At 73.5% G+C, this 19247-nt stretch carries 17 protein-coding genes; 8 read left to right on the top strand and 9 right to left on the bottom strand.

All coding sequences use genetic code 11. The features are described from left to right. Positions 1 to 75 precede the first annotated feature (75 nt). On the top strand, positions 76 to 864 hold the full coding sequence (locus ACFZA0_RS16080) for a DapH/DapD/GlmU-related protein (protein WP_391016366.1): 789 nt from the start codon (positions 76 to 78) through the stop codon (positions 862 to 864). A gap of 77 nt (positions 865 to 941) precedes the next feature. Here the strand turns inward: ACFZA0_RS16080 and ACFZA0_RS16075 are convergent, their stop codons facing one another. After that, positions 942 to 1799 carry an EamA family transporter gene (locus tag ACFZA0_RS16075; protein WP_391016363.1) on the bottom strand — a complete coding sequence of 286 codons (858 nt, stop codon included), beginning with the start codon at positions 1797 to 1799 and terminating at the stop codon, positions 942 to 944. Positions 1800 to 2004: 205 nt separating this feature from the next. Here ACFZA0_RS16075 and ACFZA0_RS16070 point away from each other — a divergent pair, with 205 nt between their 5' ends. Further along, a complete protein-coding gene (locus ACFZA0_RS16070; RefSeq protein ID WP_391016360.1) occupies positions 2005 to 2577 on the top strand; it encodes a cupin domain-containing protein in 573 nt (190 codons plus the stop codon). A gap of 31 nt (positions 2578 to 2608) precedes the next feature. After that, entirely contained in the window at positions 2609 to 3175 is a 567-nt protein-coding gene (locus tag ACFZA0_RS16065) for a YbaK/EbsC family protein (RefSeq protein ID WP_391016357.1), read from the top strand. Positions 3176 to 3190: 15 nt separating this feature from the next. Here the strand turns inward: ACFZA0_RS16065 and ACFZA0_RS16060 are convergent, their stop codons facing one another. The 5 genes from ACFZA0_RS16060 to ACFZA0_RS16040 all read right to left on the bottom strand — a co-directional run bounded on the left by ACFZA0_RS16060 (position 3191) and on the right by ACFZA0_RS16040 (position 8698). Beyond that, on the bottom strand, positions 3191 to 3724 hold the full coding sequence (locus ACFZA0_RS16060; protein WP_391016355.1) for a deaminase: 534 nt from the start codon (positions 3722 to 3724) through the stop codon (positions 3191 to 3193). Continuing rightward, positions 3721 to 4257, bottom strand: a complete 537-nt coding sequence (locus ACFZA0_RS16055; protein WP_391016352.1) for a hypothetical protein — start codon at positions 4255 to 4257, stop codon at positions 3721 to 3723. The genes ACFZA0_RS16060 and ACFZA0_RS16055 overlap by 4 nt, the downstream gene beginning before the upstream one ends. Beyond that, positions 4254 to 5954 carry a hypothetical protein gene (locus ACFZA0_RS16050; protein WP_391016349.1) on the bottom strand — a complete coding sequence of 567 codons (1701 nt, stop codon included), beginning with the start codon at positions 5952 to 5954 and terminating at the stop codon, positions 4254 to 4256. Before ACFZA0_RS16050 ends, ACFZA0_RS16055 begins: the two co-directional genes overlap by 4 nt. 185 nt (positions 5955 to 6139) lie before the next feature. Then, complete coding sequence (locus ACFZA0_RS16045; RefSeq protein ID WP_391016346.1) at positions 6140 to 6547, bottom strand: CoA-binding protein; 408 nt, start codon at positions 6545 to 6547, stop codon at positions 6140 to 6142. Positions 6548 to 6655: 108 nt separating this feature from the next. Continuing rightward, the gene (locus ACFZA0_RS16040; protein ID WP_391016344.1) at positions 6656 to 8698 is read right to left on the bottom strand and encodes an amino acid transporter; all 2043 of its coding nucleotides are present in this window, start codon (positions 8696 to 8698) and stop codon (positions 6656 to 6658) included. A gap of 208 nt (positions 8699 to 8906) precedes the next feature. Here ACFZA0_RS16040 and ACFZA0_RS16035 point away from each other — a divergent pair, with 208 nt between their 5' ends. The 3 genes from ACFZA0_RS16035 to ACFZA0_RS16025 all read left to right on the top strand — a co-directional run bounded on the left by ACFZA0_RS16035 (position 8907) and on the right by ACFZA0_RS16025 (position 13959). Next, on the top strand, positions 8907 to 9533 hold the full coding sequence (locus ACFZA0_RS16035) for a YigZ family protein (protein WP_391016341.1): 627 nt from the start codon (positions 8907 to 8909) through the stop codon (positions 9531 to 9533). A gap of 272 nt (positions 9534 to 9805) precedes the next feature. Beyond that, entirely contained in the window at positions 9806 to 10969 is a 1164-nt protein-coding gene (locus tag ACFZA0_RS16030) for an exonuclease SbcCD subunit D C-terminal domain-containing protein (protein WP_391016339.1), read from the top strand. Beyond that, positions 10966 to 13959: an AAA family ATPase gene (locus tag ACFZA0_RS16025; protein ID WP_391016337.1), complete on the top strand. Its 2994-nt coding sequence runs from the start codon at positions 10966 to 10968 to the stop codon at positions 13957 to 13959. The genes ACFZA0_RS16030 and ACFZA0_RS16025 overlap by 4 nt, the downstream gene beginning before the upstream one ends. A 28-nt stretch (positions 13960 to 13987) precedes the next feature. Here ACFZA0_RS16025 and ACFZA0_RS16020 read toward each other — a convergent pair whose 3' ends face one another. Beyond that, positions 13988 to 14434 carry an AsnC family transcriptional regulator gene (locus ACFZA0_RS16020; RefSeq protein WP_391016334.1) on the bottom strand — a complete coding sequence of 149 codons (447 nt, stop codon included), beginning with the start codon at positions 14432 to 14434 and terminating at the stop codon, positions 13988 to 13990. 154 nt (positions 14435 to 14588) lie between these two features. Here ACFZA0_RS16020 and ACFZA0_RS16015 point away from each other — a divergent pair, with 154 nt between their 5' ends. Together ACFZA0_RS16015 and ACFZA0_RS16010 are read left to right on the top strand one after the other, a co-directional pair. After that, positions 14589 to 15125 (top strand): rhodanese-like domain-containing protein, encoded by a 537-nt coding sequence (locus ACFZA0_RS16015; RefSeq protein ID WP_391016331.1) that lies wholly within the window; start codon positions 14589 to 14591, stop codon positions 15123 to 15125. Between the two features lie 120 nt (positions 15126 to 15245). Next, positions 15246 to 15761: an Imm21 family immunity protein gene (locus ACFZA0_RS16010; RefSeq protein WP_391016328.1), complete on the top strand. Its 516-nt coding sequence runs from the start codon at positions 15246 to 15248 to the stop codon at positions 15759 to 15761. A gap of 100 nt (positions 15762 to 15861) precedes the next feature. Here ACFZA0_RS16010 and ACFZA0_RS16005 read toward each other — a convergent pair whose 3' ends face one another. Together ACFZA0_RS16005 and ACFZA0_RS16000 are read right to left on the bottom strand one after the other, a co-directional pair. Further along, on the bottom strand, positions 15862 to 17553 hold the full coding sequence (locus tag ACFZA0_RS16005) for a DUF885 family protein (protein ID WP_391016325.1): 1692 nt from the start codon (positions 17551 to 17553) through the stop codon (positions 15862 to 15864). Between the two features lie 207 nt (positions 17554 to 17760). Next, positions 17761 to 19203 carry a GNAT family N-acetyltransferase gene (locus tag ACFZA0_RS16000; protein WP_391016322.1) on the bottom strand — a complete coding sequence of 481 codons (1443 nt, stop codon included), beginning with the start codon at positions 19201 to 19203 and terminating at the stop codon, positions 17761 to 17763. Between the last annotated feature and the right edge of the window lie 44 nt (positions 19204 to 19247).

The raw sequence follows: 19247 nt of genomic DNA, 5'->3' as shown, positions 1-19247 counted from the left end.
GTACGTCATGCGGTAGGTCGAAGATCACAGCGGTACGCGCCTTCCGGCCGGGCCCCCGCTGAGTACCGTGAGCGGATGCTCCAGCGCAGGAACACGTTCTCGTCGTGGTCGTTCTCGTCGTGGTCGCGACGCCTCGCGCAGCGTGCCGTCCACGCGGGCTGGGCCTGGGTGCAGCGCACGGGGTCCGTCACCGCGGAGCGGCCCGGCGCGTTCCGGTTCGCCGCGATGGGAACCGGTACCAGGCTCGCCTTCCCGCTGGGCACGGTCTTCGGCGAACCGTGGATCCACCTGGGCTCCCACTGCATCATCGGCGAACAGGTCACCCTGACCGCCGGGATGATGCCCGACCTCGACCTCGGGCCCGAGCCGATCCTGCGGCTCGGCGACGGCGTCGTCCTGGGCCGGGGCAGTCACGTCATCGCCGACACGACCGTCACCATCGGCAGCGACTGCTACTTCGGTCCGTACGTCTACGTGACGTCCACGAACCACTCGTACGACGACCCGCACCAGCCGATCGGCAAGCAGTGGCCGCGCACGGAGCCCGTGGAGATAGGGCCGGGCTGCTGGATCGGCACGGGCGCGGTGATCCTGCCGGGCGCGCGCGTGGGCCGCAACGTGGTCGTCGCCGCGGGCGCGGTGGTGCGCGGCACAGTGCCCGACCACGCGGTGGTCGCGGGCGCGCCGGCCCGCGTCGTCCGGCGGTGGACCCCGGAGGACGGCTGGCAGCCGCCGCTCCGGACACCCGCCCCGGTGCCGATCCCGGAGGGCGTCACCCCGCAACAGCTCGTCGCGCTGGGCGAGTTGGACGACGCGGCGGTGGCACGCCTGGCGGCACTCGACCCGGAGACCGCGGAGAACTGACAGCACCGGGCCGCCTGTGCCGGGTCGTCCGCGCCGGGCCGCCCGCACCGGTCCGCCGGGCTCGCGGGGCGCCCGGCTCACCCCGTCGCGAGCAGCACCGTGCCCATCAGCGCGAGTCCCGCGCCCGCCGCCTGGACGGCGCGCAGCCGCTCGTGGAGCAGACCGCGCGCGGCCAGCGCGGTGACCACCGGGTACAGCGACGCCAGCACGGCGGCGACGGTGACCGGGCCGAGCCGGGCCGCGACCGAGTACGTGCCGTTCGCCGCCACGTCGGACAGCCCGACGAAGGCGAGCGCGGGCAGCGACCCCCACGGGAAGCCGCCCGCGGGCAGCGGGGCGGTGCCGCGCCGCACGGAGACGAGCAGGGCGGCGCCCCCGACGGCCACGTTCGTCACCCGCTGCACGAAGAGCGCGAGGAACAGCCCGGTGACCGTCGTCGAGGCCTGGGAGATCAGGGCGAACACCGCGCCGAACCCGAGCGCCGCCACCAGCGACAGCACGACCGCCGACCGCTGCGCGGGAGCACCCCGCAGCTCCGGGCCGCCGGCCAGCACCAGACCGCAGACGGCGACCGCGACGCCGGTGGCCTCCATGAGCCCGGGACGTTCGCCGAGGACGAGACCGACGCCCACCGGCACGGCGACGCCCACGGTGGCCAGTGGCGAGACGACGCCCATCGGGCCGATCGCGAGGGCGCGGTAGAAGCAGAGCAGGGCCAGCGGGCCCACCAGCCCGGCGGCGAACGCGAACCACAGCCGCGGACCTGCCTCGCCCCAGCCGCCCGTGACGACGACCACCACGCCGAGCACGGCCGCCGCGATGCCCTGCGAGAGCACGACCACGGTCAGGGCGGGGAAGCGCCGGGTCAGCAGTCCGCCGCCGAAGTCGGAGAGGCCGTAGAGGACGCTGGTGGTCAGGGCAAGGAACACGGTCACGAGCGGCCTCGCAGTACAGTTCGGTGAACGGTCGGGTGCACCACACCGTAGTTCAGTTCACTGGACCGCGTCATCCAAAATAAGTGACCTTTGTGGCGGACGCGGGGCAGGGCGGGTGCTCCGGCGGTGGTGAACCAAGCCCACGCGACCCACAACGCGCAATGCACGCAACGCACGCACTGGACGGAACGGACGGATACGGAACGTGTCGGACCTCGACCTGCTGACGCAGTCCCTGGGGCGCAACGTGAAGCGCTGGCGCACCGAACGCGGGTTCACCCTGGACACCCTCGCCTCCCGGGCGGGCGTGAGCCGGGGGATGCTCATCCAGATCGAGCAGGCCCGCACCAATCCCAGCCTCGGCACGGTCGTCAAGATCGGCGACGCGCTCGGTGTGAGCATCACCACCCTGCTCGACTACGACCAGGAGCCGTCGGTCCGCATCGTCCCCGGCGACCAGGCCGTCCGCCTGTGGCACACCGACGCCGGCAGCTACAACCGGCTCCTCGCGGGCGTGGAGGCCCCCGGCCCGCTGGAGATGTGGGACTGGCACCTGATGCCGGGCGAGAGCAGCCCCTCGGACCCGCACCCGCCGGGCACCGTCGAACTCCTGCACGTCACGGAGGGCGAACTGACCCTCACCGTGGACGGCGCCGCCCACACCGTCCCGGCCGGAGCGACCGCCTCCTTCGAGGCCGACGCCCCGCACACCTACGGCAACGAGGGCGACGTGCCGATGCGCATGCTGATGTCGGTCTCCGTCCCGCCCGTGCGCTGAGGCACCCCGGCCGGGCTGTTAGCGTGCGGCCATGCGCGCACCCATCGGAGACTTCGACACCTGCGTCCCCGCACCCGACTGCCTCGACGACCTGGTCGGCCCGGTGGCCGACGCCGTGCGCGGCTGGACCGGGACCGAACCGGCCGACGGCATCCTGTACGTCGACACCGACCCGGAGTGGGCCGACACCGCGGTCTTCGTCGAGCACTACGGCCGTGACCTCCTCGAACAGTCCGCGAACTGCGTGGTCGTCGCCGGCAAGCGCGGCGGCGAGACCACCCTCGCGGCCTGCCTCGTCCTCTCCACCACCCGCGTCGACGTCAACGGCCTGGTCCGCCGCCAACTGGGCGCCCGCAAGGCGTCGTTCGCCCCGGCGGACACGGCGACGGGCGGCACGGGCATGGAGTACGGCGGCATCACCCCGCTCGGCCTCCCCGCGGACTGGCCCCTCCTGATCGACGCGGCGGTCGCGGACCTCCCGTACGCCCTGGTCGGCAGCGGCCGCCGCCGCGGCAAGCTCCTGATCCCGGGCAAGACACTGTCCCAACTGCCGGGCGCGGTGGTGCTGGAGGGGCTGGGAGTGCCTGTCCCGGCGTGAACGGCGCCGCGGGTCTCAGAGTTTGGGTTCCACGGGAAAGGGGAGCTTGCCGGCCCACGTGGACAGAGCTCCTGCCGCCGCCTCACGCGCCTCGCCCTCTGTCGCCACTTCCTCCAGGAGAACGCGCTCGGCGTTGGGCAGGGCGAGTTGACGGTAGAACTGAAGGTCCTCGAAGCCGTTGACCGCGACGTCGCGGCTGGTGGCCGCGTAGACCAGACGCGGGATGCGGGCCCAGTAGCAGGCGACGAGGCACATCGGGCACGGCTCGCTGCTGCAGTACATCACCGCGTCCTCCATCAGGTGACGCCCGAGCGCGGAACCGGCGGCACGCAAGGCCATGACCTCCGCGTGAGCGGTCGGGTCGTGTCGCTCGACCACGGAACTGGTTCCTGTTCCGACGACCTGACCGTCGATGACCACCAAGGCCCCGAAGGGAGTCTTGCCCTCGTCCTCGAGCGCGTGGCGAGAGATCGCGATCGCCTGCTGGAGGAAGGCGTGATCCTCTGGACTCTCCGGGGCGTAGGGCACTTGATCTCCTCTGTCGATCACAGGTAGACCGACGGGTCCGTGTCCCCGAACGGGCCGTTCAGGTCCACGTCGTAGCCGGTCATGGGCGTGGTGCGGCCGACGGCGGCGACGGTCCGCAACGCGAGCAGGGCCCTGTTGTCGGTCCACTGTCCGTCTTCCAGCAGTTCGACCATATCCGGAAGGGGCGCACCCCCCTCGTCTCCCCGGATGATGAGGCGGTGAACCTGCGAGGCCTGGTTGACTCCCGTGTGCATCAGAGCGGTTGTGCAGGAGAGGCGGAAGTTCCACTCTTCGAAGGCCTCGTCCGTGCCTCGGGATCGGACGGATCCCGTCGGTGAGGCGGGCAGGTTGTGCAGGACGACACGGGTAACGGTCAGGGAAGCACCCCGTCGCCATTGGACGGAGGCCAGACGTCGGTCGATCTCGTTGCGCAGACCGAAGTTGTCCGGAGCCAGCCAGCCGAGCCCGCACTGCACGACCACGGCTGCCGTGACGAGGGGCGAGTCCAGGAGGGCCATGCGCTCCCGCCAGAGGTCGGCGTCGATCTCGGTCACGGAGCCGTCCTGGTGTGCGCGCCGACGAGTTGGAGGACGCGCAGCCCCCGCACGACGGCTTCGACGGGATCCCCCGCCTCGGCTGCGCCGGGCAGCGTGCGGACGGCAAGTGCCCCGACCGCGGCTCTGACCGGTTCGGGCAACGCTTCGAGAAAGGACCGCAGTTCGTCGTCCGAGTCCTCCGGTAACAGGGGTGCCAGCCGGCAGGCGACAGCCAGAACCGTTCCGGCGGGCCGGTGTTCCGGATTCGTGCGAGGCACGGGAAGGTCGTAGTCGGAGTGCTGGAGGATTTTATGCAACTCCCACATCGGTGTTCCGGGCGTCGCGGCGTGGCTCAACACCTCGACAAGCGCGTCCCGGGCCTCGGCTGCCGTCGTGAACCAGCGGTGGGCGGCGAAACCGCGCACATAGGCTCCGAGCAACTGGTGGTCGGGAGTGAACTCCGGGCGGACGAGTTCCGGAGGGTGGGGCTGTCTGACGTCTCTCAGGGTGGCCAGGGCGCCGACTGACACCAGGGCCCAGAACCGGTCGAACTCCGCCACGGAGCAGAGGACTTCGCGCGCTGCTCGGGACTCCGGGGTGTCGAGCGGGTCCGTATCGGTGTACAGCACTCGTCTCAGATCGGCCAGCACGGAAGCGCCGTCCCAGTAATTGCCCATGAATTTGGTGCCCGTGAGGATCTCGTACACGCCGTACAACGCACCTGCCTGATGCGCTCCGTGCAGTTCGGTGAAGTCGCGGATCCACAGGAGAACGGAGAGCGGACCGGGCAGAATGCTCCCCAGTTCGTCCGGGGAGGCGGCCGACTTGGGGTCGGGATCGACCTGGCGAAGAATCTTCAGACGGCTGTCGAGGGCCAGGACGACGAGTTCCCTGGCGGCGCGGTTGGACGCGACTCCGCGCACGGACATGAGATGCGCCGAGTTCGCGAGCCACGCGAGATAGCGACTTGCCGCGCCGAGGGCGGTGGCCGGATCCGGTAATTGTCTTGAACGCTCGATGAGAGAGTCGATCAGGGCCGCGGCGCATCCGGTGATGACGACGGGGTCGGCACCGCTGACCAGAGTGGCCCTGGTCAGCCGGTGCAGGACGTCGAGATGGACGACGACGATGTTTCTGGTGGCGTGGGCGGGTACCGGGGCGGCAACGAGTTGGTCGACCAGATTCCGAACGGCCGTTGGGTCGTTGGCGCCGGCGGTCTGGCTCACCGCGCCGAGATAGGCGCTGACGACGGGGTCGTCCTGGAGGGGGCCCTGGGACGTGTCGGCGTTGCTTTCCCGCCAGGTCAGTGCCGCGGCGAGGGTCTGCCTGAGGAGTCGGTTGCGTCCGCTGACGCCGGCCAGCCCGAACAGACGGGCAAAGGAGAAGATTCCATAGATATTGGAAAGAAGAAACAGCAGCGCGCCGTACGTGGCGGCGGCCCGGCTGTCTCCGAGCAGCCCGCAGGCCGTGAACAGCGCGGCGAACCAGCCGATGAGCACCCACTCGCGGAAGGCGATGTGGCTGTCGATGGCGCCCAGGGACGGCCAGGAACTAGCGGCGGAAAAGCTGATCGCGAAGATCACGGCCTCACCGGTCAGCAGGGTCGCGAAGAACGCGATGCTGAACTGGGTCGCGTCCACGACGTCGGAAGGCCGACGCGGAAGGGCCAGCGCCAGTACCCCCAGCGTGATGGCGCACAGCGAGAGTGCGATCACTCTTCGCCTCTTCACGCAGCCCCGTTCACGGTCGGCCAGCTCTGCCGGGCGTGAGTCTTCCAGAGGCTGGGGGCCTTGCCAACACCACAACGTGCCCTGCGACACGGTGACTTGTCAGGACGGTCCCAGGCACAGTCCCAAAGCGGCGCGCGGCCTCGGGAGCGGGCCACGGCCGGCTCGGGTCGTCAGCCGAGTCGCGGGATCTCGATCGCCGGGCAGCGGTCCATCACCATCTTCAGGCCCGCCCGGCGCGTGCGGTCGTACGCCGCCTCGTCGATCACGCCGAGCTGGAACCAGACCGCCCGCGCGCCCTTCGCCACCGCCTCGTCGGCCACCGCACCCGCGAGGTCGCTGTTGACGAAGACGTCGACCACGTCCACGTCGAAGGGGATGTCCGCCAGCGAGGCGTAGCCCTGCTCGCCGTGCACCGCCCCGGCCTTCGGGTGGACGGGGACCACGCGCTTGCCGAAGCGCCGCAGCACCTCGGCCACGCCGTACGCCGCGCGGGAGCGGTTCTCCGAGAGGCCCACCACCGCCCAGGTGTCGCCGAGTCCGGTCAGGATCTCGCGGATCGTGGTCTCGTCGCCGTACATGGCGGCCTCCTCGTGCTGCGGGGTCTGTCTGCGGGGGGCTGTGCGTTCGTCTCGTTCGTCCTCGTCGGGGCGAACAGCGGGCGGGGGCCGGGGATTCCCCGCCGGTGCTCAGCCGACCTGGACCCGGGGCCGCCGTTCCAGGTCCGGCTCCGCGCGGCGCAGGACCTCGCGGGTGACCGGGGCGACCTCGCCGTCGCCGAAGATCAGGAACCGGAACAGGTGGCTGACCGGGCTGCCCTCCGTCCAGCTGAAGTAGGCGTGCGGCACCTCGCCCGTGCGGTCGCGCAGTGCCAGCAGCACCGCCGCGATCGTGTTCGGGACCGTCGAGCCGTGCACCCGCAGCCGGCGCACCCCGTGCTTCTCGTCGCCGCAGACCTCCAGGTCCTGGGTGAAGTCCGAGGAGTCGCTCACGAAGACCTCCAGGAACAGCACCGGGCCGCCGTCCGGGATGTGGGTGTGCTCGCGCTGGCTGTACTCCTTCGCGCGGTACTCCCGCGTGGTGTGCTCCTGCGGCTCGTTCGCGATGAGCCGCAGCGGGCCCGAGCCGGCCGCCTCGTCCACGAACCGGGCCGCCGCGTCGTCGAACGTGACCTGCGCGGCCCGCAGTTCGAAGGCGCGGTGCACGCGCGAGCCGAACGACGTCACCAGGATGGCCACGATGAAGATCATCGCGATCTTGATGCCGTCCGGCCGCTCGATGACGTTCGTCACCAGGGTGTACGCGAACACCGCCGTGATCACGCCGAACCCGATCGCGGCCGCCCGGTGGCCGCGCTTGTGCACCGCGACCGTCGACGCGAACGCCGCCGACAGCATGAGCACCAGCACACCCGTCGCGTACGCGCCGCTCTGGTCGTCGACGTTCGCGTCGAACCACACCGTGATGACGACCGCCGCCACCATGAACACCAGGACCAGCGGGCGCACCGCGCGCGTCCACTCCGGGGCCATGCCGTACCGGGGCAGGTAGCGCGGCACCAGGTTGAGCAGACCGGCCAGCGCCGAGGCCCCCGCGAACCACAGGATGGCGATGGTCGCCACGTCGTACACCGTGCCGAAGGCCTCGCCGAGGTGCTGGTGGGCGAGATAGGCGAGCGCGCGCCCGTTCGCCGGGCCGCCGCTCTTGAACGCGTCCTGTGGGATCAGGATCGTCGTCGCCAGGCTGGACAGCAGCAGCAGACAGCTCATGATCACGGCGGCCGTGGTGAGCAGCTTGCGGGTCTCGCGGACACGGCCCTCGGGCTTGGCCTGCGTGTCGGACGGGTCGCCCTTGACCTGCGGCATCACCGCGACGCCCGTCTCGAACCCGGACATGCCCAGCGCCAGCTTCGGGAAGACGAGCAGCGCCACGCCGACCATCGCCAGCGGCGAGGAGTGGGCCGCCGTCATGGCGTCGGTCCAGTCGCCGATCTTCACCGGGTGGCCGATCACCTCGACGGCGGAGACCACGAGCACCACGACGTTGAGGCTCAGATACACCCCCACCAGGACCACGGCGATGCCCATCGCCTCCTGGAAGCCCTTGAGGAAGACCGCGCCGAGCGCCGCCACCAGGACGAGGGTGATCCAGAGGTTCGCGCCGTGCCGGAAGTGCGGGGCGAACGGGTTTTCCACGACGTGGGCCGCCGCGTCCGCCGACGACAGGGTGATCGTGATCATGAAGTCCGTGGCCGCGAACCCCAGCAGCACCAGGACGAAGATCTTCCCCGCCCACCAGGGCAGCAGCCGCTCCAGCATCGCGATCGACCCCTCGCCGTGCGGGCTCTCCCGCGCCACCCTGCGGTACACGGGCAGCGCGCCCAGCAGCGTGAGCGCGATCAGGACGAGCGTCGCGAGCGGCGACAGCAGACCGGCCGCGAGCGCGGCGATGCCCGGCTGGTAGCCGAGCGTGGAGAAGTAGTCGACGCCGGTCAGGCACATGACCCGCCACCACGAGTGGCCCTCGTGCTTCTCCTCGGGCGTGGCGTGCGGACCGGGGTGCCGTGCCGTCCGGTCGGTCAGCCCCTCCAGCAGCCAGGCCCGCCAGCGGGGCGAGGACGAGGTGGGGGCGGGAGTGGGGGAGGGCAAGAGTTCGGACGGGGAGGAGGCGTCCGCGGGGGCCGGACCGCCGCGGTCGCCGCCGTCCGTGCTGTTCACCTGGGCGCCGCTCATGCGGTGCTCTCCTGCGTTCGGTCGGGGCCGTCACGGCCGGTGGGCGGGTCTCGGTGCTGCTGCTCGGCTGTGTGCCGTCCATGCCTGTTGCCCGCGATCCGGCGTCCGGAGCGTGGGCAACAGGCATGGAGTATCCACGACATCGCCCGGCGCACCTCGGCCGGGGCGGCCCGGGAACCGCCCCGCGAACAGCGCATAGGCTGGCCGGATGCAGGACGAGTACCGCACGGTCGCCCGCCCGGGAGTGCACGAGACCGAGATCAACCACTCCCGCTTCCTGTGCGCCCTCGCCCCGGCCGCCACCGAGCGGGAGGCCCAGGACTTCGTGGCCGCCGTGCGCAGGAGACACCCGGACGCCACCCACAACTGCTTCGCCTACGTCGTCGGTGCCGACGCCTCCGTGCAGAAGGCGAGCGACGACGGCGAGCCCGGCGGCACCGCCGGAGTGCCGATGCTCCAGATGCTGCTGCGCCGTGACATGCGGTACGTCGCCGCCGTCGTCACCCGCTACTACGGCGGCGTCAAGCTCGGCGCCGGCGGCCTGATCCGGGCCTACGGCGGCGCGGTCGGCGCCGCGCTCGACGAACTGGGCACGGTCACCCGCCGCCGCTTCCGCCTCGCCACGGTCGTCGTGGACCACCAGCGCGCCGGGAAGATCGAGAACGACCTGCGCTCGACCGGCCGCGAGGTGCGCGGAGTGCGGTACGCGGAGGCGGTCAGCATCGAGATCGGGCTGCCCGACTCCGACGTGGACGCCTTCCGCTCCTGGCTCGCCGACGCGACGGCCGGCACCGCCAGGCTCGACCTCGGCGGGGAGGCGTACGGGGACGCGTGAGGCGTGCGGGGGCGCGTGTGACGCGGGGGAGTGGCTGCGGTCCACCGGGGTCGCCCTCCGGGCCCGCCGTCCTCGCGTCCGGTCCCGCCGCGGGCGCCGCGGGCTTCACCGCCCCCGCCCGCGGGCGGTGAACCGGGTGGCACACTGTGGTCTGTGATCGGGGCGGGGCGTGCGCGGACAGCGTGGTCCCTGCCGGACAGTGGGGCCCGGGACGTGCCGGGCCGCCGTCGGGGCGAGGGAGCTGTGAGCGTGCGGGTGGTCGGAGTGGTGGCGTGAGGATCCTGCACACGTCCGACTGGCACCTGGGCCGGTCCTTCCACCGGGTGAACATGCTCGACGCCCAGGCCGACTTCATCACCCACCTCGTCGGCACCGTGAGCGAGCGCGGCGTGGACGCGGTGGTCGTGTCCGGGGACGTCTACGACCGGGCCGTGCCGCCGCTCGCCGCCGTGGAACTCTTCGACGACGCCCTGCACCGGCTCGCCGCGCTCGGCGTGCCGACCGTCATGATCTCCGGCAACCACGACTCCGCCCGCCGCCTCGGCGTCGGCGCCGGACTCATCGGCCGCGCCGGCGTCCACCTGCGCACCGCGCCCGCCGCCTGCGCCACTCCCGTCATGCTCTCCGACGAACACGGGGACGTCGCCTTCTACGGCCTGCCCTACCTCGAACCGGCCCTGGTCAAGGACGAGTTCGGGGTGGAGAAGGCCGCCCACGAGGCCGTGCTCGCCGCGGCCGTGCGCCGGGTGCGCGACGACCTGGCGACGCGTCCCGCGGGCACCCGGTCCGTGGTCCTCGCGCACGCCTTCGTCACCGGCGGCGAACCCAGCGACAGCGAACGGGACATCACCGTCGGCGGGGTGGCCTCCGTCCCCGCCGGGATCTTCGACGGCGTCGACTACGTGGCCCTCGGCCATCTGCACGGCAGCCAGACCATCACCGAGCGGGTGCGCTACTCCGGCTCGCCCCTGCCCTACTCCTTCTCGGAGGCCGGGCACCGCAAGAGCATGTGGCTCGTCGACCTCGGCCCCGGCGGCACCGTCGACGCCGAGCGGATCGACTGCCCGGTGCCCCGCGCGCTCGCCCGCCTCCGGGGCACGCTGGAGGACCTGCTCGCCGACCCGGCGCTGGCACCGTACGAGGACGCCTGGGTCGAGGCCACCCTCACCGACGCCGTCCGCCCCGCCGACCCGATGGCCCGCCTCGCCGAGCGCTTCCCGCACACCCTCACCCTCGTCTTCGCCCCCGAGCACACCGACGCGGACACGGCCGACTCGTACGCCTCCCGGCTGGCCGGCCGCAGCGACCAGGAGATCGCCGAGGACTTCGTGGCCCACGTTCGCGGTGCCGCACCCGATCCGCGCGAACAACGCGTGCTGCGCGACGCGTTCGACGACGTCCACGCCGACGAGGCACTGCGGGAGATCGCCACGTGAGGCTCCACCGGCTCGACATCACCGCCTTCGGCCCGTTCGGCGGGGAGCAGAGCGTCGACTTCGACGCCCTGTCCGGCGCGGGGCTGTTCCTGCTGCACGGCCCCACCGGTGCCGGCAAGACGTCCGTCCTGGACGCCGTCTGCTACGCCCTGTACGGATCGGTGCCCGGCGCACGCCAGAACGCGCAGGGCCTCACCCTGCGCAGCGACCACGCCGACGCCGCCACCCGCACCGGGGTCCGGCTCGAACTCACCGTCGCCGGACGGCGGTTGGAGATCACGCGGCAGCCGCCCTGGGAGCGCTCCAAGAAGCGGGGCGCCGGCACCACCGTGGAGAAGGCGCAGAGCGGGCTGCGCGAGTACGACGCCGCGGCCGGCACGTGGCAGGCCATGAGCCGCTCCCACCAGGAGATCGGGGAGGAGATCACCCAACTCCTCGGTATGAACCGCGAGCAGTTCTGCCAGGTGGTGCTGCTGCCGCAGGGCGACTTCGCGAGGTTCCTGCGCGCCGACGCCGAGGCCCGCGGACGGCTCCTCGGCAGGCTCTTCGACACCCACCGGTTCGCCGAGGCGGAGAAGCGGCTCGCGGAGCGCCGCCGGAGTGCCGAGGCCCGGGTGCGGGACGCCGACGCCGCCCTGCTCGCCGACGCGCACCGCATGCAGCAGGCGGCCGGTGACGCCATGGAACTGCCCGAACTCCAGCCGGGGGACCCGGGACTCGCCGAGGCCGTGACGAGTGCCGCCGCCGTCGCCCGCAGCACCGCCCGCGAGCAGTTGACCGTCGCGCACTGCGGACTCGCCGCCGCCGAGACCGCGCACGCCGACGCCGCCCGCACCCTCGCCGAGACCGGCGAACTGCACCGGCTCCAGCGCAGGTTCGCCGACGCCCGCGAGCGGGCCGCGCTGCTGGAGGAGCGTGCCGCCGAGCACGAGGCGGACCGGCTGCGCATGGAGCGCGCCCGCAAGGCGGAGACCGTGGCGCCCGCGCTGGAACTGCGCGACGCCGCCGACGCCGACCACCGGCGCGCCGCCGTCGCCGAGTCCCGGGCACGGGCCCTGCTCCCCGCCTCCTACGCCGACTCGGGGCCCGCCGGGCTCGCCACCGCCGCCCGCCGCGCCGCCGAGGAACTGGGCACACTGGAGTCCGCGCGCCGCGCCGAGCAGCGCCTGTCCGCCCTTCTCACCGAACGCGCCGGCCTCGACCGGCAGGAACGGGCCGACGACGACGTCCAGCAGGAGGCCGCCGACTGGCTCGCCGCCTGGGAACCCACCCGCACCGCCCTCCAGGCCCGCGTCGACGACGCGCAGGACGCCACCGCCCGCGCCGAACAGCTCGCCGTCCTGCGCGACCCCGCCCGGCGGCGCCTCGCGGCCGCCCGCCAGCGCGACGAGTTCGCCCACGACACCGACGCCGCCCGCCAACAGGCGCTGCGCTCCGGCGAGTCGGCGGCACTGGCCCGTACGCACTGGCTGGACCTGAAGGAACAGCGGCTGACCGGCATCGCCGCCGAGCTGGCCGCCGGCCTCACCGCCGGAGAGCCCTGCGCGGTCTGCGGTGCCACCGAACACCCGGCCCCCGCACGGCGGGACGCGGGTCACGTCGACCGCGCCGCGGAGGAGGCCGCCCTCGCCGCCTTCCAGCGTGCCGACGAACGGCACACCGAGGACGAACGCCGCCTCGGCGTCGTGCGGGAGGCACTCGCCGCCGCGACCGCCGAGGCCGGGGACGCCCCCACCGATCGGCTAGCCGTCGAAGTCACGCAATTGGAGGAGGAGTTCGCGGAGGTCCGCGGCCGGGCCTCCGCGCTGCACGCCGCCCGCGAGGACCTGCGCCGGGCCGAGCAGGAACACGAGCGGCGCACGGCGTCCCGCCAGGAGACCGCCGTGCGCGCCGCGTCCCGGACCGCCCGCCGTGACGCCCTGGACCGTGAACGAGCGCTGCTGGAAACGGAGTTGGCGCAGGCCCGGGGCGACGCGGGCAGTGTCGCCGCGCGGGCCGCGCAACTGGAGCGGCGCACCGCGCTGCTCACCGACGCCGCCGACACCGCGCGCGCCGCCGAGGACACCGCCCAGCGGCTCAAGGACGCGGACGCCCGCCTCTCGGACGCCGCCTTCCGCGCCGGATTCGAGACTCCGCAGGCAGCGGCCGACGCCCTGCTCGACGACACGGCCCACCGGCGGCTCCAACACCGCCTGGACGCATGGCAGTCGGAGCAGGCGGCGGTGCGCGCCGCCCTCGCCGAGGCCGACGCCGCACGGGCCGCCGGGCAGCCGCCCGCCGACCTCGACACGGCCCGCGCCGCCGCCGAGGCCGCCGCGCGCCGGGCGCGCGACGCCGCGTCCGCGCACGACGCCGCCGCCCGGCGGTGCGCCGAACTCGACCTGCTCTCCGCCCGGTCGGCCGTCGGCGTACGGCAACTGGCCCCGCTGCGCGAGGACTACGACCGGGTGGCCCGGCTGGCCGGCCTCGCCGCGGGCACCTCCAGCGACAACGAACGCCGGATGCGCCTGGAGTCGTACGTCCTGGCGGCGCGCCTGGAACAGGTGGCCGCCGCGGCGACCGTACGGCTGCGCCGCATGTCCTCCGGCCGGTACACCCTCGTGCACTCCGACGACCGCACCGGCCGCGGGCGCAGCGGGCTCGGCCTGCACGTCGTCGACGCCTGGACCGGCAGCGAGCGGGACACGGCGACACTGTCCGGCGGCGAGACCTTCTTCGCGTCGCTCGCCCTCGCGCTCGGCCTCGCGGACGTCGTCACCGACGAGGCCGGCGGGGTCCGGCTCGACACCCTCTTCATCGACGAGGGCTTCGGCAGCCTCGACGAACAGACACTGGACGAGGTCCTCGACGTCCTCGACTCGCTGCGCGAACGCGACCGCAGCGTCGGCATCGTCAGCCACGTCGCCGACCTGCGCCGGCGCGTCCACGCCCAGCTGGAGGTCGTCAAGGGGCGCTCGGGGTCGACGGTGCGGCAGCGCGGGGTCGGCTGACCCGGGGCGGGGCCGTCGGCGGACCCTCTCAGCGGCCCACGGCGCGGCGCGGCAGGGGCGAGGAGTAGACCACGCTCGTCGTCACCGAACCCAGCGTGCCGATCCGCCCCGACACCTCCTCCAGGTGCCGCATGGAGCGCGCCGCGACCTTGATCACGAAGCAGTCGTCCCCGGTGACGTGATGTGCCTCCAGGATCTCCGGCGTCACGGCGACCAGATCGTGGAACGGCTTGTAGTTGCCGTTCGGGTAGCGCAGCCGCACGAACGCGAGGATCGGCAGCCCGAGCCGTTCGGGGTCGACGACCGCCGTGTAGCCCTGGATCACCCCGGCGTCCTCCAGCCGTCGTACCCGCTCGGTGACCGCGCTCGCGGACATGGAGACGGTGCGTGCCAGGTCGGCGAAGCTCGCCCGGCCGTCCTGTTGCAGGGCGTCGAGGATGCGCCAGTCGGTGGCGTCCGGGGAATACACGGTCATGGGTGATGAATAGCAGGGACATCCCCGCCCGATCAAGCCGGGTGCCGTGGATCGTCCCTTCGAAGCGGCGCGCATCAGCCCTAGATTTTCTTCTGTCACCGGGCGGGAGCCCGAGTGAGCCGGAGAAGACCGAAGACGAGAGAGGCCCAGGTCCATGAGTCCGACCACCGTCCCCGCCACCACCGTCCCCGCCACCACCGCCGGCCCCGTGCTGCGCGTCCCGCCCGCCGCCCCCGCGGTGGCCGCCGCCCACTTCCGGACGAGCCTCGCGCTGTACGCCGACGTCTCCGACGTGGCCGCCGCGCTCGGGGCCGGCGGCGATCCCGGGTTCGTGGTCCTCGACTCCCGCTCCGCCGAGTCCTGGGAACAGGGGCACGTGCCCGGCGCCGTCCACCTGCCCACCGCGCTGATCGGCGAGCGGGCCGGCCGGCTCCTCGACCGCTCGGTGCCGGTGGTCACGTACTGCTGGGGTCCCGGGTGCAACGGGGCGACCCGCGCTGCACTCGCCCTCGCCGAACTCGGTTACCAGGTCAAGGAGATGCTCGGGGGCTTCGAGTACTGGGTGCGCGAGGGCCTCGCGTACGAGACGTCGCGGGGCACCGAACGCGGGGCCGCCGACCCGCTCACCGCTCCGGTCGGCGCGGCCTGTCCGGTCAACGGAGCCGCCACGGCGCCCAGTTGCGGATGCTGAGCCACGCGGTGGGCCCGACCCGCGGCCCCGGCGGGCGCGCCGCGTGCGGGAGTCGGGGCGCGGGGCAGGTCAACGGAGGCCGCGCGGGGGCCTGTTGTCCGGCCCTGTAGGTTCTGCCCCATGGCACGCTACGCGGATCCGGGCAGGGTGGAGTGGGTGGAGTCGGGCGGCGGCCCGCTCATAGCGGTACCGGAGACGGTGCTGCCGTTCTGGGCGGGGGCCGACGGCGACGAACTGGCCAGCGACTACGACCGGGCCTGCGAGGTCGAGTCGGAGGTCGGTCTGGTGCCCGTCGGCGACTGCGCGGCCCTGGTCCTCGGTGACGAACCCGCCGCCACCGCGTTCCTTCCCGAGCACGGCCTCTTCGTCCGCTGGTGCGCCGCCGACTCCGAGGACGAACTGCTCGCGGGGGTCCCGGCCGCCCTCGACGGCGCGGTGTGGGGCGACGAGGTGCGCTGGGAGGTCCCCGGCCCGGTCGTCCTCTTCGACGCGGCGTGGCCCGGCGGCGACGCCGGGGGCACCGACCACGTGCGCGTCCCGCTCCCGGCCGGCCCCTACGCGGTGCGCGCGGCCCACGCGGAACCGGGCCCCGAGACCTGGCTCGGCCTCGTCCAACTGCGCCCGCTCACCGGCTGACCGGAGACCGGCGGGCGGGCGGACGACGCGCCGCCCGCGACGTCCCCGCCGCCGGAGCCGGGGCGGACCCGGTCCGGCAGCGGGCGTCGCGCGGCCGTGCTCAGAGCCGGGACAGCTCGTCCACCAGGTCGTCCAGGCCCAGCGAGCCCTGCGACAGGGCCGCCATGTGCCACGCCTTCAGGTCGAAGGAGTCCCCGTGCCGGCGGCGGGCGTTCTCCCGGCCGAGCAGCCACGCGCGTTCGCCCAGCTTGTAACCGATCGCCTGGCCGGGAATCGTCAGGTAGCGGGTCAGCTCGCTCTCCACGAAGTCCGCCGGACGGCTGCTGTGCGCGCCGAAGAACTCCTGCGCCAGCTCCGGCGTCCACCGCTCGCCCGGACGGAACGGCGACTCCGCCGGGATCTCCAGCTCCAGGTGCATGCCGATGTCGACGATGACCCGGGCCGCCCGCATCATCTGCGCGTCCAGGTAGCCGAGGCGCTGCTCGGCGTCCGTCAGGAAGCCCAGCTCGTCCATCAGGCGCTCCGCGTACAGCGCCCAGCCCTCCGCGTTGGCACTGACCCCGCCCACCGACGCCTGGTAGCGGGAGAGGTCGTCCGCCACGTGCGTCCACTGCGCGAGCTGGAGGTGGTGGCCCGGCACGCCCTCGTGGTACCAGGTCGACACCAGGTCGTACACCGGGAAGCGGGTCTGTCCCATCGTCGGCAGCCAGGTGCGGCCCGGCCGGGAGAAGTCCTCCGACGGCGGGGTGTAGTAGGGCGCCGCCGCGCTGCCCGCCGGGGCGATGCACGACTCCACCTTCTTGACCCGCTCGGCGAGTTCGAAGTGGGTGCCGTCGAGTTCCGTGATCGCGCGGTCCATCAGGCCCTGGAGCCAGTCCCGCACCTCGTCGACGCCCTCGATGTGCGTGCCGTGCTCGTCGAGGTGGGCGAGCGCGACCCACGGCGTCTCCGCGCCGGGCAGGATCTTCTCGGCCTCCAGCTTCATCTCGCCGAGCAGCCGGTGGTACTCGGACCAGCCGTACGCGTACGCCTCGTCCAGGTCGAGGTCGGTGCCGTTGTAGTAGCGCGAGAAGCGCGCGTACCGCTCGCGGCCCGCGGTGTTCGGCGCGTCCTGCACGGCGGGGGCGTACACGTCGCGCATCCAGTCGCGCAGCGCGACGACGGCCGCGGTCGCCGCGCCGGCCGCCTCGTCCAGTTCCGCGCGCAGCGACGCGGGGCCGTCGGCGGCGAAGTCCTCGAACCAGCCGCGCCCCTTGCCGTCGGTGTCCGACCACTCGGTGAGCTGGTCGACGAAGGTGGCGGTCGGACGCGGGGCCGCGTACAACTCCCGCTCCAGGCCCAGCGCGAGGGACTCGCGGTAGCCGGCGAGCGCGGTGGGCACCGCGCGCAGCCGCTCGGCGACGGCGGCCCAGTCCTCGTCGGTCCCGGTGGGCGTCACCGTGAACACGTCGCGCACCGCGTGGACGGGCGTGGCCATGTTGCCGACCGCGCGCAGGCCCTCGTGCGCCTCGTGCACGGCGAGTTCGGCGCTGAGCCGCTCGCGCAGCAGACGGGCGCAGCGGCGCTCGACGTCGCTGTCCCCGCCGGGGAGCCGCTCGGCCTCGGCCAGCCGCGCGAGCGTCGTCCGCGAGAGGTTGGCGAGGGCCTCCTGTCCCGCCGGTGACGTGTCGGGCAGCCGGCGGGAACTCTCCCGCACGCCGAGGTAGGTACCGGTCACCGGGTCGAGGGCGATGAGTTCGTCGACGTACGCGTCGGCGACCTCGCGGGGCAGCAGGCTCTTGGTCTCTGACATACGGCCATCCTCGTACGGCCGGGAGGCCCGCGTCACCCCCGATTCGGCCGCGGCCGCGCACGCGCGGCGCGAACCGGCCGCCGGAGCCGGGACCTGGGCGGATCGGGGTCCGCCCCGGTGCCGGTGCCGGCACCGGTGACGGCCGACGGCCCGGCGGGTGGGCCGGGCCGTCGGGTGGCGGTACGCGCGTACCGCCGGGGGTGCGGGTCAGTCCCGCGTCGCGCGCTCGGCGGTCTGCCCGTCGTGCGCCGGGTGCGGGGCGGCCGGGGGCCGTGCCGTGTCCAGGCGGGCGGTGACGACGAGCGTGCCCTCCTCGATCTGGTAGTCGAGGGGCAGGTCGAGGCCGCGCATGGCGGCGACCATGCCGGTGTTCGACGCCTGCGTCACGGCGTAGACGCTCTCGCAGCCGGCCTCGACGGCCATCGCGACCAGGCGGGCGAGCAGTTCGCCGCCGACGCCGCGGCGCTGCCACTCGTCCTCGACGAGCAGCGCGACCTCCGTCTCGTCGCCGTCCCACAGCAGGTGGCCGAGTCCGACGACGCGTCCCGAGGCGGTCTGCGCGGCGAGCGTGCGGCCGAAGCGCGGGCTGAGCAGGTGGTTCAGGTAGCGGTCGGCGTCCTTGACGGGCCCGTGGTAGCGCAGGCCGAGGGTGCGCTGCGAGCACCGCTCGTGCATCGCCCTGGCCGCCTCCACGTCGTCGGTCCCGGCGCGGCGCACGGTGATCGCGTCGCCCTCCGGCAGCGTCAGGACGTCGTGGCTGCGCGGGACGCGCGGGCCGAGCAGGGTGTCCAGCTCCACCAGGGCGCGGGCCCGCGCGAACTCGGTCGGGGTGAACGGCAGGTACGGCCGCTCCACCGTGATCACTCCGCCCTCCGGTGCCCGCAGCCGCATGACCGTGTCCTCCAGCGCGCCGTCGGCCCGGCCGGACGCACCGGTCGGCGCGGCTGCCCCGGCGGCCGTGGCGGGCAGCGAGCGGATGGTGCAGCGGCCCAGCAACTGGCGCAGCGCGAGCGGGAGTTCGGCGGCGTCCAGGGCGGTGCGGGCGGCGAGGGCGAGGATGCGGGTGGGCGCGTCGACGAGGTCGTGGGCGTCGGCCCGCTCGATCCAGGTGCCGGCGCCGCCGCCCCGGGCGACCTCACGGGTGAGCTCGGACGCGGTGAGGGAACCGGGGGAGCGTAGCAGGAACTCGTCCACCGTGCCCTCCGGCAGCGGGTGGGTCTGGAGGCTGAGGATGTCCACCCGGCGGCCGGCCAGCGCGGTGCACAGGGCGGCCAGCGAACCCGGCTCGTCCTTCACCGTCGTCCGCATCCGCCACAGCGTGGTCGCCCCGTCGGCGTCGCCCCCGGCGCCCGTTTCCGGACCGGTTGTCCCGGTGGCCCCGGCGGGTGCCGGGGCGCCGGTATCCGTCCGGGGCGGCGCGTGGCCGTGGCGGCGTGACCACCATGTGTGGAAACCGGCCGTGGCGATCAGTACGGCCGCCGAGGCGGTCAGCAGGGCGGGCCCGTCCGGGCCGTGCCCGATCAGGTTGGCCACGGCGTCCGCCACGGCCACGGCCGTGAACAGGGCGGCGAGTTCGACGAGGTCCCGCCGCCAGTGGTGCACGGGGCGCCCGTTCTTCGCGCGCGTCACATCCGACATGTCACGAGTCATGCGGCCACTGTGAAGGAAGGGTGTTGCGCGATCACGAACGCTTT

This window comes from Streptomyces sp. NPDC008150 (assembly GCF_042956945.1).
Classification (GTDB): domain Bacteria; phylum Actinomycetota; class Actinomycetes; order Streptomycetales; family Streptomycetaceae; genus Streptomyces.
This window is presented reverse-complemented; position numbering and strand designations above follow the sequence as displayed.